Annotated in this window: 14 protein-coding genes; 13 read left to right on the top strand and 1 reads right to left on the bottom strand. The window is 36.5% G+C overall.

Translation table 11 applies throughout. The annotated features are described in order from the left end of the window. Together pyk and AC3CH7_RS13080 are read left to right on the top strand one after the other, a co-directional pair. On the top strand, nt 1-1,761 hold the full coding sequence (pyk, locus tag AC3CH7_RS13085) for a pyruvate kinase (RefSeq protein ID WP_031418626.1): 1,761 nt from the start codon (nt 1-3) through the stop codon (nt 1,759-1,761). Nucleotides 1,762-1,987: 226 nt separating this feature from the next. Continuing rightward, nucleotides 1,988-2,377 (top strand): FxsA family protein, encoded by a 390-nt coding sequence (locus AC3CH7_RS13080; RefSeq protein ID WP_012295621.1) that lies wholly within the window; start codon nt 1,988-1,990, stop codon nt 2,375-2,377. On the opposite strand, the gene AC3CH7_RS13075 is transcribed toward AC3CH7_RS13080, so the two are convergent. Beyond that, nucleotides 2,361-3,326, bottom strand: a complete 966-nt coding sequence (locus AC3CH7_RS13075) for an AI-2E family transporter (RefSeq protein ID WP_036162296.1) — start codon at nt 3,324-3,326, stop codon at nt 2,361-2,363. The genes AC3CH7_RS13080 and AC3CH7_RS13075 overlap by 17 nt on opposite strands. Before the next feature lie 238 nt (nt 3,327-3,564). Here AC3CH7_RS13075 and citZ point away from each other — a divergent pair, with 238 nt between their 5' ends. The 11 genes from citZ to AC3CH7_RS13020 all read left to right on the top strand — a co-directional run bounded on the left by citZ (nt 3,565) and on the right by AC3CH7_RS13020 (nt 14,296). Next, on the top strand, nt 3,565-4,680 hold the full coding sequence (gene citZ, locus AC3CH7_RS13070; protein ID WP_025114482.1) for a citrate synthase: 1,116 nt from the start codon (nt 3,565-3,567) through the stop codon (nt 4,678-4,680). Nucleotides 4,681-4,759: 79 nt separating this feature from the next. Then, entirely contained in the window at nt 4,760-6,022 is a 1,263-nt protein-coding gene (gene icd / locus AC3CH7_RS13065; RefSeq protein WP_031418629.1) for an NADP-dependent isocitrate dehydrogenase, read from the top strand. Between the two features lie 183 nt (nt 6,023-6,205). Beyond that, a complete protein-coding gene (mdh, locus tag AC3CH7_RS13060) occupies nt 6,206-7,144 on the top strand; it encodes a malate dehydrogenase (RefSeq protein ID WP_012295618.1) in 939 nt (312 codons plus the stop codon). Nucleotides 7,145-7,428: 284 nt separating this feature from the next. Beyond that, entirely contained in the window at nt 7,429-7,869 is a 441-nt protein-coding gene (locus AC3CH7_RS13055) for a MaoC/PaaZ C-terminal domain-containing protein (protein WP_008176852.1), read from the top strand. Nucleotides 7,870-7,922: 53 nt separating this feature from the next. Then, the gene (locus AC3CH7_RS13050; protein WP_012295616.1) at nt 7,923-8,639 is read left to right on the top strand and encodes a response regulator transcription factor; all 717 of its coding nucleotides are present in this window, start codon (nt 7,923-7,925) and stop codon (nt 8,637-8,639) included. After that, nucleotides 8,636-10,168, top strand: a complete 1,533-nt coding sequence (gene pnpS, locus AC3CH7_RS13045; RefSeq protein WP_036164475.1) for a two-component system histidine kinase PnpS — start codon at nt 8,636-8,638, stop codon at nt 10,166-10,168. The genes AC3CH7_RS13050 and pnpS overlap by 4 nt, the downstream gene beginning before the upstream one ends. A gap of 376 nt (nt 10,169-10,544) precedes the next feature. Then, nucleotides 10,545-10,913: a CidA/LrgA family holin-like protein gene (locus AC3CH7_RS13040; protein WP_036162295.1), complete on the top strand. Its 369-nt coding sequence runs from the start codon at nt 10,545-10,547 to the stop codon at nt 10,911-10,913. Then, nucleotides 10,910-11,623 (top strand): LrgB family protein, encoded by a 714-nt coding sequence (locus tag AC3CH7_RS13035; protein WP_012295613.1) that lies wholly within the window; start codon nt 10,910-10,912, stop codon nt 11,621-11,623. Before AC3CH7_RS13040 ends, AC3CH7_RS13035 begins: the two co-directional genes overlap by 4 nt. A 99-nt stretch (nt 11,624-11,722) precedes the next feature. Next, a complete protein-coding gene (hflK, locus tag AC3CH7_RS13030; protein ID WP_031418636.1) occupies nt 11,723-12,685 on the top strand; it encodes an FtsH protease activity modulator HflK in 963 nt (320 codons plus the stop codon). Further along, a complete protein-coding gene (gene hflC, locus AC3CH7_RS13025; protein ID WP_012295611.1) occupies nt 12,685-13,695 on the top strand; it encodes a protease modulator HflC in 1,011 nt (336 codons plus the stop codon). The genes hflK and hflC overlap by 1 nt, the downstream gene beginning before the upstream one ends. 184 nt (nt 13,696-13,879) lie before the next feature. Continuing rightward, complete coding sequence (locus AC3CH7_RS13020; RefSeq protein WP_031418637.1) at nt 13,880-14,296, top strand: hypothetical protein; 417 nt, start codon at nt 13,880-13,882, stop codon at nt 14,294-14,296. Nucleotides 14,297-14,637 lie beyond the last annotated feature (341 nt).

The raw sequence follows: 14,637 nt of genomic DNA, 5'->3' as shown, positions 1-14,637 counted from the left end.
ATGAGAAAAACAAAAATCGTATGTACAATTGGACCTGCAAGTGAGTCATCAGAAACATTAGAAAAATTAATTGAAGCAGGTATGAATGTAGCCCGCTTGAATTTTTCACATGGCTCTCATGAAGAGCATGCGGGGCGAATTCATTTAATTCGTGAAGTGGCACAAAAGTTAAATAAACCAGTAGGAATTTTATTAGACACAAAAGGTCCTGAAATTCGTACGCATAACATGAAAAATGGTGAGCTTCATTTAACAGCTGGTCAAGTGATTGATATTTCAATGACTGAAGTGGAAGGCACGGAGACAAGCTTTTCTGTTACGTATGAGCAATTAGTAGAAGATGTTGAACAAAACTCCATTATTTTACTTGATGATGGTCTTATTCAATTACGTGTATTAGCTACAGATGTTGAAAAAGGTTTAATTCATACGATTGTAGAAAATGCTGGTGTATTAAAAAATAAAAAGGGTGTTAACGTACCAGGTGTATCTGTACAGCTTCCAGGTATTACAGAAAAGGATGCACAGGATATTTTATTTGGTATTGAGCAAGGCGTTGACTTCATTGCTGCTTCATTCGTTCGTCGCGCCAAAGATGTACTAGAAATTCGTGAGTTGCTTGAGCAAAATGGCGGTGGGCATATCCAAATCATTCCTAAAATTGAAAACCAAGAGGGTGTCGATAATATAGATGAGATTATCCTTGTGTCTGATGGATTAATGGTAGCACGTGGAGATCTTGGTGTTGAAATTCCAGCAGAAGAAGTACCACTTGTACAAAAGAAATTAATTTTAAAATGTAATCAAGTAGGGAAACCCGTTATTACGGCCACTCAAATGTTGGATTCAATGCAACGTAACCCACGTCCAACACGTGCAGAAGCAAGTGATGTAGCGAATGCAATCATTGATGGTACAGATGCGATTATGTTGTCAGGAGAAACTGCTGCAGGTCTATATCCAGTGGAGTCAGTACAAACCATGAATAAAATTGCTCAACGTACTGAAAATTCGTTAGATTATAAATCGATTGTTTCTACACGTAGTCGTGAAAAAGAAGCCAATATGACAGAAGCTATTTCACAAGCAGTCGCGTATACATCCATTAATTTAGGTGTTAAAGCCGTATTAGCACCAACAGAAAGTGGTAATACAGCTAGAATGATTGCCAAATATCGACCTGGTGTACCAATTGTTGCAGTAACAGGCTCAACAAATACAGCCCAAACATTAACTTTAGTATGGGGTGTGCATCCAATTGTTTGCCAACGTGTTACAACAACAGATGAGATTTTAGAATTAGCTGTGGATGAAAGCTTGAAGCATGGTTTCGTCACACATGGTGATGCTGTTGTAATTACAGCAGGTGTGCCTGTTGGAGAAGCAGGAACAACAAACCTAATGAAAGTACACATTATTGGCGATTTACTTGCTCGTGGTCAAGGAATTGGCAAGGCATCCGTTGTAGGTAAAACGGTAATCGCTAAAAATGCAGCTGAAGCACTTGCTTATGATACAGAAGGAAGTATTCTTGTAACAGTGGGTTCAGACCGTGAAATGATGCCAGCAATAGAAAATTGTATAGGGCTAATTACTGAAGAAGGTGGACTAACGAGTCATGCTGCAGTAGTTGGACTAAGTCTTGGTATCCCTGTAATTGTTGGTGTAAAAGAAGCAACAACATTATTACGCCATGGTCAAGAAATTACGATGGATGCTGAAACAGGCGTTATCTATAAAGGACATGCTAGCGTTCTTTAATAATAAACAAAAAGCTCTAGTGTGATTTGTTGTACTAGAGCTTTTTAATAAGGGTTGTACAAATTAACTATATTAAGTGCTATATGGAAATCTTCTTATTATATCTCCATTAATAAACAAAAGTGATTTGGTATTATTTGATGAGAGGCATTCATTTTTTTATGAAACTAAATGGGCTATAATAACGTATATAAGGTATACCTTTTCAAGTAGAAAGGAGAAAAATATGCGAAAAATTTTTCTTGGTTTCATTGTCTACGCATTAGCCGAATTAGCGTTATTAATAGTTATTGGACAAAACATTGGTGTTTTAAGTACATTATTACTCATTATTGTCACTAGTGTACTTGGGATTTATGTAATGAAAAATAAAGGTATGAATTCTGTCCAAAGTGTAAAAAATACATTAGCACGTGGAGAGGCTCCGGGATCTGCGTTGGTAGATACATTATTAACTTTTAGTGGTGGGCTACTTTTAGCATTACCAGGGTTTATTACAGATATTATTGGCTTACTACTGCTTCTGCCTTTTTCACGAAAAATGTTCCAACCAGTTGTCTATTATTGGATGCGTAAAAAAATGAAAAAAGGTCAATTTATTATCGTTCAAAGATAGAGTTTTCTTTTAGCTTAACTGCTAAAAATAAAAAGATTGGGCTAAGTAATATTCCATAAAAGCCAAATAATAGAATAGAGGCGGCGCTGATGAAAAATGTATGGAATGTACGTAATTGAAGCGTGTTGGACCAAAGCATGGAGTCAGCTAGCTGCCTTGTTAATTGTACAAATAAATACAATAGTAAAATGGCTACACATAAAAATGTATTACCATTGAAATAAAAATAAATACTCATCGGTACAAGAAATACACCAATACCGAAAAATGGCAGTACATCTGCAAATGCGACAATAAAAGCTTTAATAATAGCTTGTTCAAACTGAAGGATCATAAAGCCTCCACAAAGAATAAGTAAGGTAATTGTAAATAATTGAAATTCCACAAATATAAAATAATGAAAAAGTTGCATGATTTTCGCAAAATGTGATTGCCACTCATGACGATATTTCTTTGGCACATATTGAAAAAACCAATAGCGTGATTTACGTGTTTCAAGTAAAGCGAAATAATAAGCTACCAAGAAAATGAATACCTCAATGACATGTTTCATTAATAATTGGAAAAGATCAGCTGTATATATAATGATCGAATCAAAAATAGAAAGTGATTTCTCCTTTAAAACTTGTATAAACATCGATTCATATTCACTGAAAAGTGGGAAGTTTTGTAATGTATTACGTATCTCCGGAAAGATGACAATTACACTGTTGATGGATATGACGACAAGCAAAAAAATACAAGTTAAAATCAATACCTCCACAATTATTGCTGCTATCCAATAGGCGATCCTACAATATTTATGCAAAAAATTTATGATAGGATACGTCGAAAATGATAAAAAAATCGCGAGTGAAACTGGCAGCACGAACCAAAGTATGACTAAATAAAAGATAAACAGTAAAATACTTGTGGTTCTTTCGTATGAAAAATACTTTAAATTCCTCATTTTAACAAAATCACCTCAAATCATAATGTCAAAAAATACAAAAAAAACTCTTTAGGGCATATATATAGTCGTTCGGACGTCTTTTTCTTTATTTGGAGGATTTTCATTCACAAAGCTGTCAAAAATGATTATAATAGCAATGTAAGCGATTTACTTAATGGTTCATATGAGCAAAATCCGTAAATGCAAGAAAAAAACGCATTTACAACAAAATATAAATATGAGGGAGCGATAATTTATGTCAGCAACTAAAGGTTTAGAAGGTATCGTAGCAGCGGAATCTAAAATCAGTTCAATTATCGATGACACACTTACATATGTTGGTTACAACATTGATGATTTAGCACAAAATGCGTCATTTGAAGAGGTAATTTACTTGTTATGGCATACTCGTTTACCAAAAGCGGACGAGCTAGCTGAATTAAAACAACAATTGGCAGACAATATGTCAATTCCGCAAGCGATTGTCGACCAATTCAAAACATACCCACTTTCAACTGTACATCCAATGGCTGCACTACGTACTGCAGTATCTTTACTTGGTGTATTCGATGAAGAAGCGGATGTTATGGACCCAGAAGCAAACTACCGTAAAGCAATTCGTCTTCAAGCTAAAATTGCTACAGTAGTGACTGCATTTGCGCGTGTTCGTAAAGGTTTAGAACCAGTTTCACCAAAACCTGAACTAGGATATGCGGCAAACTTCTTATACATGCTTAAAGGCGAAGAGCCAGCAGATATTGAAATTGAAGCTTTCGACAAAGCATTAGTATTGCATGCTGACCATGAGTTAAATGCATCTACATTCACTGCACGTGTATGTGTAGCTACATTATCAGATGTTTATTCAGGGGTAACTGCGGCAATCGGCGCGTTAAAAGGGCCACTTCATGGTGGAGCAAATGAGCAAGTTATGAAAATGTTAACTGAAATTGGCTCACTTGAAAATGTTGAATCTTACATTCAAAATAAATTAGACAACAAAGAAAAAATCATGGGCTTCGGTCACCGTGTATATCGCAAAGGCGACCCTCGTGCACCACATTTACGCGTAATGTCTAAAAAATTAACTGAACTAACTGGTAAACCAGAGCTTTATGAAATGTCAGTTAAAATCCATGACATGATCGTAGAACAAAAGAAATTACCAGCTAACGTAGATTTCTTCTCTGCGTCAGTGTATGATTCTTTAGGTATTGATCATGACCTGTTCACACCAATTTTCGCAGTATCACGTACTTCAGGTTGGGTGGCACACATCCTTGAGCAATATGCAAATAACCGCCTAATCCGTCCACGTGCTGAGTATGTTGGACCAGGCATGCAAAAATATGTTCCAATCAGCGAGCGCTAATTTGGAAAATATGCTAGAATGTTTGGGACTGTGTTATCACTAACACAGTCCTATGATTATGAATTTAGGAGGCAACAGAATGTCAAACAAAATTGTAGTTGAAAATGGCGTACTTAATGTACCAAATAATCCAGTAATTCCTTTCATCGAAGGTGATGGAATTGGTCCAGATATCTGGGCAGCAGCATCACGCGTAATCGACGCAGCAGTAGAAAAAGCTTATAACGGTGAAAAGAAAATTGAATGGTTAGAAGTTTTAGCTGGTGAAAAAGCATTTAACCAAACTGGTGAATGGTTACCACAAGAAACTTTAGACAAAATTAATGAATACTTAATTGCAATCAAAGGTCCTCTTACTACACCAATCGGTGGTGGTATCCGCTCTCTTAACGTAGCATTACGTCAACAACTTGACTTATATGTATGCTTACGCCCAGTACGTCACTTTGATGGAGTGCCTTCTCCAGTTAAACGCCCAGAAGACGTTGATATGGTTATCTTCCGCGAAAACACAGAAGACATCTACGCTGGTATTGAATTCGAATCTGGTTCAGAACAAGCTCAAAAAATCATCAACTTCCTACAATCTGAATTTGGTGTAAATCAAATCCGCTTCCCAGAAACTTCTGGTATCGGTGTAAAACCTGTATCTAAAGAAGGTACTGAGCGTTTAGTACGTTCTGCTATTGAATATGCAATTAAACATAAACGCCCATCTGTTACTTTAGTTCATAAAGGTAACATCATGAAATTCACTGAAGGTGGATTCAAAAAATGGGGTTATGAATTAGCAGAAAAAGAATTTGCTGATCAAACTTTCACTTGGAATCAATACGATGCAATCAAAGCTGAACAAGGTGAAGAAGCAGCAAACAAAGCACAATCTGATGCTTTAGCAGCAGGTAAAATCTTAGTAAAAGATTCTATCGCAGATATCTTCTTACAACAAATCTTAACTCGTCCAACTGAGTTCGATGTAGTAGCTACAATGAACTTAAATGGTGACTATATTTCTGATGCACTTGCTGCACAAGTTGGTGGTATCGGTATCGCTCCAGGAGCTAACATTAACTATGTAACTGGACATGCGATCTTCGAAGCTACTCACGGTACAGCTCCAAAATATGCTGGTTTAGATAAAGTAAACCCATCTTCAGTATTACTTTCAGGTGTATTAATGCTTGAACACTTAGGATGGCAAGAGGCTGCTGACATGATCACTAAATCTGTTGAGCAAACAATTTCTTCTAAAGTTGTAACTTATGACTTTGCTCGTTTAATGGATGGCGCTACAGAAGTGAAATGTTCAGAATTCGCTAATGAGTTAATCAAAAACTTATAATTTTCTATTCTGATATAGAAATTTTCACGTAAAAGTGTGCTTATAAATGCCGATATAATTAGGGTAAAAGTGAATTTTCGTTAAATAAAATATTTACGATGAACTTGTTTAATCGAGGGAGTGAGATGTATTTCTCCTCCCTCTTTTAAAATATATAACCCCATTTTAAAGGAGCGTATTCAAATGTCTCTGAAACGTAAAAAATTATCAGTAATCGGTGGAGGATTTACAGGTGCTACAGCAGCGTTCTTAGCAGCTCAGAAAGAACTTGGTGACGTTGTATTAGTAGATATCCCTCAAGCAGAAAATCCTACAAAGGGAAAAGCTTTAGATATGTGGGAAGCAGCGCCTATACAAGGGTATGATGCGTATGTAAAAGGTACTTCCGATTATGCGGATACAGCGGATTCTGACGTAGTCATTATTACAGCTGGAGTAGCCCGTAAACCAGGTATGAGTCGTGATGATCTTGTACAAATCAACCAAGGCGTCATGAAAACGGTGTCCAAAGAGATTGCCAAACATTCACCAAATGCCACAATTATCGTACTTACCAATCCAGTGGATGCCATGACCTATACAGTCTATAAAGAAACTGGTTTCCCAAAAAATCGTGTGATCGGACAATCCGGTGTTCTTGATACGGCGCGTTTCTGTGCATTTGTCGCAGAAGAGTTGAATGTGTCAGTGAAAGACATTACTGGTTTTGTATTAGGTGGTCATGGAGATACGATGGTGCCTTTAACACGTTATTCGTTTGCAGGTGGTATTCCATTAGAATCATTAATCTCTGCTGAACGTCTAGAAGCAATTGTAGATCGCACACGTAATGGTGGTGCTGAAATCGTTAACTTACTTGGTAACGGTTCAGCGTACTATGCACCTGCTGCAGCATTGATTGAAATGGCAGAAGCTATTATAAAAGATCAGAAGCGTATTCTTCCATCTATTGCTTATTTAGAAGGTGAATATGGCTATAGCGATTTATATCTGGGTGTTCCTACATTACTTGGCGAAAATGGTATTGAAAAAATCTTTGAGCTTGAGTTAACAGACAAAGAAAAAGAAGCTTTAGACCAATCGGCAGATGCAGTACGCAGCGTGATGAAAATTCTAGTTTAGGTTAATAATGTCCGACTCAAGGTGCTGTCCGTCAGAAACTTTAGGGGAGCATATCGATCTCTCTTTATTTCAGCTATTGAAAAAATATATAGCAGTGTCTCTGTATCTGAAGTTCAACAGTGGTACATGAGTATTTGCTGGATTAAGAAAACGAGTAGGTAACTCCTGCTCGTTTTTTTATGTATACGTGTTGTGAGACTTAGGGTACTTCGGCTTTTCGTTGTACTTTTGGCATAAAATTGATACTATGAATGTAGTATGATAGAAAAGGGGTTGGCGTATCTTTGCTTCAAAAAAATAGTAAACTTGGTCTGACAATTGATGAAATTACAGTTGGCGAAAAGATCCATATCACTGAAAAGATTGAGGATAGGGATCTGTTGTTGTATTTGGGGCTCACGAATGATAGTAATCCACTATACATTCAACATGATTATGCGGCGATGACACCTTTTGAAAAACCGATTGTCCCGACCATCATGTTAAATGGTATTATTACATCAGCTGTGTCAAAGTATATTCCTGGACCAGGTGCACGAATTATTGAGCAACATTTAAAATATTTAGGTCCTCTCTATCATTATGAATTGTTTGATACGCTTTTAGAGGTAACAGCAGTTAATAAATACGAAAATACGATTACTGTGTCTGTTCACTCTTATAATGAGCAAAAGCAGCTTGTGATTGAAGGTATGTTGTTGGTGACACCACCACTTGCATTATAGACGTCTTGAGATTTGAAATGGGGGTTTCAAATCACTAACGGAGGCATTATATTATGACAAAAACGATATTAGTTATTGAAGATGAATTTTCAATCGCAACATTATTGAAATATAATTTAGAACAGGCTGGCTATTTAGTGGAAACAGCTGCGGATGGACAAGAAGGTCTGGAAAAAGCAATTGACATACAGCCTAATTTAATCCTGTTAGATTTGATGCTACCAAAACTAGATGGTATGGAAGTATGCAAACAAATACGTCAGCAGCGTATGAATACGCCCATTATTATGTTAACAGCAAAAGATGATGAATTTGATAAAGTACTTGGTCTAGAATTAGGTGCAGATGATTATATGACTAAACCCTTTAGTCCGCGGGAAGTATTAGCACGAGTTAAGGCTGTTTTAAGACGTTTTACACAAAATGTTGTATCAGATGAGAAAGATGAGCCTCAAGAGAAAATGTTTGAGTTTGGGCAATTGCGTGTATTTCCAGAGCGCTTTGAAGTCTTTTTACAAGATGAAGCATTGGAGTTTACACCAAAGGAATTTGAATTACTCATTTACTTACTAGAAAATAAAAATCGTGTATTAACACGTGATCAGCTATTAAGCGCTGTATGGAAATACGATTTTGCTGGCGATACTCGAATTGTGGATGTTCATATTAGCCACCTTCGCGATAAAATAGAGGAAAATAGTCGTAAGCCAATGTTTATTAAAACAATTAGAGGGCTGGGCTATAAATTTGAGGAGCCGAAAACGTCATGAAATCAATGAGCAACCGCTTATTTTTGACATTCATGTTTTTACTTGGAACGATACTAGCTGTCCTAATGATTGTTATAGGTCAGCTTTTTCCTGTTTATATTAAGCAACACAATGAGGAAGCAAATACTCATAAACAAGCATTAATGACTCAAATAATAGATGAACGCAAGATTCAACTTTCACAGGAAGATCAAGAAGCATTAATTGCATCACTGAGCTTGGATCAAGAGGATTCTTTGACCTTTGTGCGGGCGAGGCTCTATATCATATTGGCAATTCTCTTCACTATCACACTGATTTTAATCGGAATTGTCAGTCGCTATATGATTCGAAATTTTACAGCACCAATCGATAATGTTACGGAAACGGCTCTTGAACTTGCAAAGGGGAACTATCGTGCACGTGCACAGGAAAATGAATATGAACGCATGATACCATTAAGTCATTCGATTAATATTTTAGCTCGTAATTTACAGGATATTACGACTGTCCGTGAAGTAGAGGAAGAGAGGCTGAAAACGTTAATCGAAAATATGGGCAGCTCTCTCATGATGATTGGGCGTGAAGGCAATATTTCAATCGTAAATCGCGTTTTTTTAGAGCGATTTGGTATGCAGATTGATGAAGTTCAGGGAAAGGTCTTCCGGACAATTGGTTTACCCAAATCATTAGAGCAGTTTATCGATCACGTATTTCTTACAGAGATGCCTTATCGACAGCAGATTAAAATGGAGATAAAGCAGGAGCTATATAATAAAGAAGTATATGGAGCACCTGTAATAGGGGACCATGGACGATGGCTAGGCGTTGTTATCGTTATGCATGATATAACGGAGCTTGTCCGTTTAGAGCAAATTCGCAAAGACTTTGTTGCCAATGTATCTCATGAATTGCGAACGCCGATTACCTCTATTAAAGGTTTTTCCGAAACTTTATTGGATGGAGCCTATAAAGACGAAAAAATGTTAATATCTTTCTTAGAAATTATTTATAAAGAAAGTAATCGTCTTCAAATGCTCATTCAGGATTTATTAGAGCTTTCTAAGATTGAGCAGCATGGCTTCACGGTTAACATTATGCCAATGGGCTTGCAGGATGTGCTGATTCGTGGAGCAGAGCTAACAGCGCCACGCTTAGATGAAAAAAATATGAGCTTTCAAGTGGATATTGACGGTGACGTACAAGTAATGGGAGATGCCAATCGTATTATTCAAATAGTGACGAATTTAATTACCAATGCGATCACCTATTCCCCAGAAAATACAACGGTGTCTATTCGTTTAAAGGAAAATGAAACATATGGGATTATTGAAATTGAAGATCAAGGAATCGGCATTGAAAAGCATGAAATTGCCCGCGTGTTTGAGCGCTTTTATCGTGTTGATCGCGCGAGAAGCAGAAATTCAGGCGGCACAGGTCTAGGCTTAGCGATTGTAAAGCATCTTGTTGAGGCCCATCATGGACGTATTCAAGTAGAAAGTGAAGTTGGAGTAGGGACAACAATGATTGTGATGATTCCGAAAAATTAACAAATCCTTTACATGAACAAAATGTTACATTCATATTTGGGGACTATACTTGTCAGTAGAAACCCCCTTATATGATTGTTAAGACTATAACCTAAAAAATCACTCACCATCTTTGTGTTGGGGGATTTTTTAATAACTGCTTTATTTTTCACTACAGGAGAATCTATTGTCTAATGATTAGGCACTAGATTCTTTTTTCTGTTTTACAGAGAGGGTAAATAGGTGTAAAGTATAGTAGCATAAAAGTTTAACATCAATCCATTGTAGATTGTTTGTCAAATTACAGCTTGAACAGTCAGTGAAAGCATAACTTCTTTTCATTTGAATCGTGTTTTCTGACTGTTGAAGCAGAGAAAAAAATGAGAGAAGGATGACCATGAAAATCGTCAAAAGTATCGTGCAAATTGGCTTTCTTTATTTCCTTTTATTGATTGGAAATAGTATTGCACGCCTACTTCACTTGCCGATTCCAGGGAGCATAATAGGACTCGTTCTATTATTTTTACTTTTACAGTTTCATATTATCAAGCTTGAATGGATTGAGCTAGGGGCAGCATTATTACTAAGTGAACTTTTACTCTTCTTCATCCCATCTGCTATTGGTGTCATCGATTATGATGCATTATTCGGTGTCCAAGGCATGAAGGTTGTATTGGTCATTGTTGGAAGCGCGATTATTGTGATGTTTGTAACGGGCTATACGGCACAATGGCTAGAACATCGAAAGAAGGGTGATACGGTATGAGTTTTGGGATAGCCGGTATTAGCTTACTTGGAACAATTATTATTTTTTATATTTGTAAAATGATTTATAAGAAATATAAAAAAGAATGGCTGACACCGATGCTGGTGACGCCAATTGTCATTATTATCTTATTATTACTAACAGGTATACCATATAAATCTTATAATGCAGGAGCCAGTGTTTTAACAAATTTACTAGGACCAGCAACAGTTGCTTTTGCGGTTCCTATCTATAAAAACATCAATTTATTAAAAAAACATGCCTTCGAAATATTTATAAGTATTGCGGTTGGTTCAACAGTTGCTATTATTTCATCTTTTATTATGGCCATAGTAGTAGGGTTAAACAATGAGCTTGTGCATAGTTTAGTGCCACGTTCAGTGACAACACCTATTGCAATGGACATTTCAAATATGATTGGGGGCTCCCCTACTCTAACAGCTGTCTTTGTTATGACGACAGGCATTTTAGGAAGCCTATTAGCACCTATCGTTATTAAAATATGTCGATTCCACAACCCATCGTCTAGAGGCTTAATGTTAGGAATGGGCGCACATGGGGCAGGTACATCAAGAGCTTTTGAATTTGGTGAACTAGAAGGAACATTTGCCAGCTTAGCAATGATTGTGGCTGCTTTAATTAGCATTGTATTAACCACAACCATTTTCCCAGTCTTTGAACATCTAGTTATTAATATCCTGTTACCATAAAAGGTAGCAGGATTTTTTTATGCTAAATTCACTATATTTTGAAACTTTTTATAAGACTTTCCCGTAAACATAAGTAAATAATAAAAGGGAGGAATAGACATGAGTGTGAAAAGGACACTAATGATGGTTGGACTTGGGATTTTTGGAGTTATTGCACTTATTACCGTATTTACATCTTGGTACACTGTAGATGAATCAGAACAAGCGGTTGTCATTACATTTGGTCGTGCCGATGAAATGGTTACAAACCCAGGACTACATTTTAAATTACCTTGGCCAGTTCAATCAGTTGAAATTTTATCGAAAGAAACGTTCAGTTTACAGTTTGGCTATAAGCAAAATAAGGCAGGAGAGCTAGAGGCCTATGATGCTGAGACAAAGATGATTACAGGCGATGAATATATTGTATTAACTGACCTTGTTGTACAATGGAAAATTACTGATCCTCGTAAATTTTTATTTAACGCGCAAAGCCCCGAAGAAATTTTACATAGCGCCACATCAAGCGCCATTCGTTCAATTATTGGTAGCTCTACAATTGATGCAGCATTAACAGATGGGAAGGCTGAAATTGAAGCAAAAACACGCGATTTACTAGTGTCCTTAATCGAAAAATATGATATTGGTATTGGCGTATTAGGTGTGAAGTTGCAAGATGTTGAATTACCGAACAAGGAAGTGCGAGCTGCCTTTACAGCAGTAACAGATGCACGTGAAACAAAGAATACAAAAACGAATGAGGCACAAAAGTATATGAATCAGCGTAAAAGTGAAGCTGAGGGTGAAAAAGATGCTATTATTTCCAAGGCACAAGGTGCAAAAACAGCCCGTATTGAGCAAGCTCAAGGTGATGTAGCTGTCTTTAATAAGATGTATGAGCAATATAAGGGGAATCAACAAATTACACGAGAACGATTAATTTTAGAGACACTTGAAAATGTTTTACCGAAGGCGCAAATATATATTATGAATGATGATGGTAGTACAATGAAGTACTTACCGCTACAGCCATTACAGCCTCAGCAGCCACAAACAGATAAAAAAGAAGGGAGTGGGAATTAATGGACCAAAAAAATAAGGACCTTGACAAATTCCTCAATTTTTTATCAGGAAAAAGTAAAAAAAAGGCTCCAACAGACGGTAACTCGGGAGACAATGTCGTGAAAATGGAGAAAAAAGGCACGCTCAATCCTAAAAAATATCTGTCTCTTGCCATTACATTAACAATTGTCTTTGCGGCAGCCCTTACTATCTTTGCTAATGTTTATATTGTAAAGGAATCTGAGTATGCCGTTGTTCGCCAGTTTGGAGAGGTAGTAAAATTTGAACGAGATCCAGGCTTAAAAATGAAAATTCCTTTTATTCAAAGTGTTACACGATTACCAAAAAATCAGATGACCTATAATATTTCAGAAGAAGAAATTAATACAAAGGATAAGAAACGAATTATCATCGATAACTATGCTGTTTGGCGTATTACGGATCCAAAAGCTTTAATATCGAATGCAGGTACACTTAGTAAGGCAGAGACTCGAATGGAGGAGTTTATTTACTCAGTAATTAGAACAGAGCTAGGGCAACTACGATACGATGAAATTATTAATGATGAAAATTCCTCACGAGGAAGCATCAACGATCGTGTAACAGAGCGAGTTAATGAATTGTTACAAAACGACAAATATGGCGTAGAAGTAGTGGATGTACGTATTCGTCGTACAGACTTACCCGCTGAAAATGAACAATCTGTATTTACCCGTATGATTTCAGAGCGTGAATCAACGGCTCAATTATATCTTTCTGAGGGGGATGCAGATAAACGACGTATCGAAGCGCAAACTGATCAACAGGTGCAGGCAATGTTAGCTACAGCGAATAAGGAGGCATCCATTATTCAAGCTGAGGGAGAAGCAGAAGCTGCAAAAATATACAATAAATCATTTTCTCAAGATCCTGAATTTTACTCCCTATACCGCACGCTAGAATCCTATAAGAAAACGGTTGGAGAGGATACGGTCATTATTTTGCCAGCGTCATCACCTTATGCGAAAATTTTATCTGGTTATTTAAAATAATAGATAGTAAAGTCGTCTCTCCTATTAGGAGGGCGACTTTTTTAAAATATGAAAATTATAAGTATCCATACAATTGGGTTGTTATATTGTGAAAATAATAGAAACTTACAAATTTCTATTCCCCAACCGCCTATAATTTGATAGAATAATAATGTTTAAAAAAGAACTGTTGGGGGTAATAGTTGTGAAATTAAGAATTAGCACATGGCTCCAAAATGTAGGAATTGCTTGTAGTATAGCGTCGTTATTGACTCTTTTTTTCCGCCTATCTGATTTTGCATGGATGACAAAGAGTGTTTATCATATACCTGTATTTTTTGTCAGTATCTTTTTAGTGAGTATTATTATTGCGAATGATGTAAGAAATCTGTTTAAAAAGTTGTTTTGGTATGAAAAACGGAAGGTCAAGCGTCCTATATGGCAAGTCGGTATTGGCTTTATTTTCTTTTTAGCACAAATTAGTGCTGTGATGGTATTTAGTAAAGAGTTAACACAGCCACAGCTGGGTGGAATGCCATTATTTTTAGTATTTGCCTTTATGAATGCATTTATCTTAACGATTATATATGAAGAAATTTTTTATCGAACAGCTAATCAATAAATCCATTATAGAACTTTCATTCACAGGAGTTTTCTCCACGAATGAAAGTTTTTTACGTTTTTTGCATTGAATACGTAGAATCATCTACCCTGTTAATATGGAAATAATTAACTTTCTTTACTGTTCAGAGAAGGTCGATAACTGAACGCATTCTATTTTGTATGATCAGTAAAATTTCACTGATTGGCTTGTCGCTATAGATTGAAATACAGAAGTAATGGATAGGATTTTAAAAGTGACGGGTAAAACCAAGAGAATAATGGATAGCGACTCGAAAGTAGCGAATATCCAAGGGGATGACCGTCTGCTTTTTTTTACTTGAAATGTATTGTTATGATAAA

This window comes from Lysinibacillus sp. F12 (genome assembly GCF_057773605.1).
Note: the sequence above shows the minus strand (reverse complement) of the source record. Positions and strands in the feature narration are given on the sequence as shown.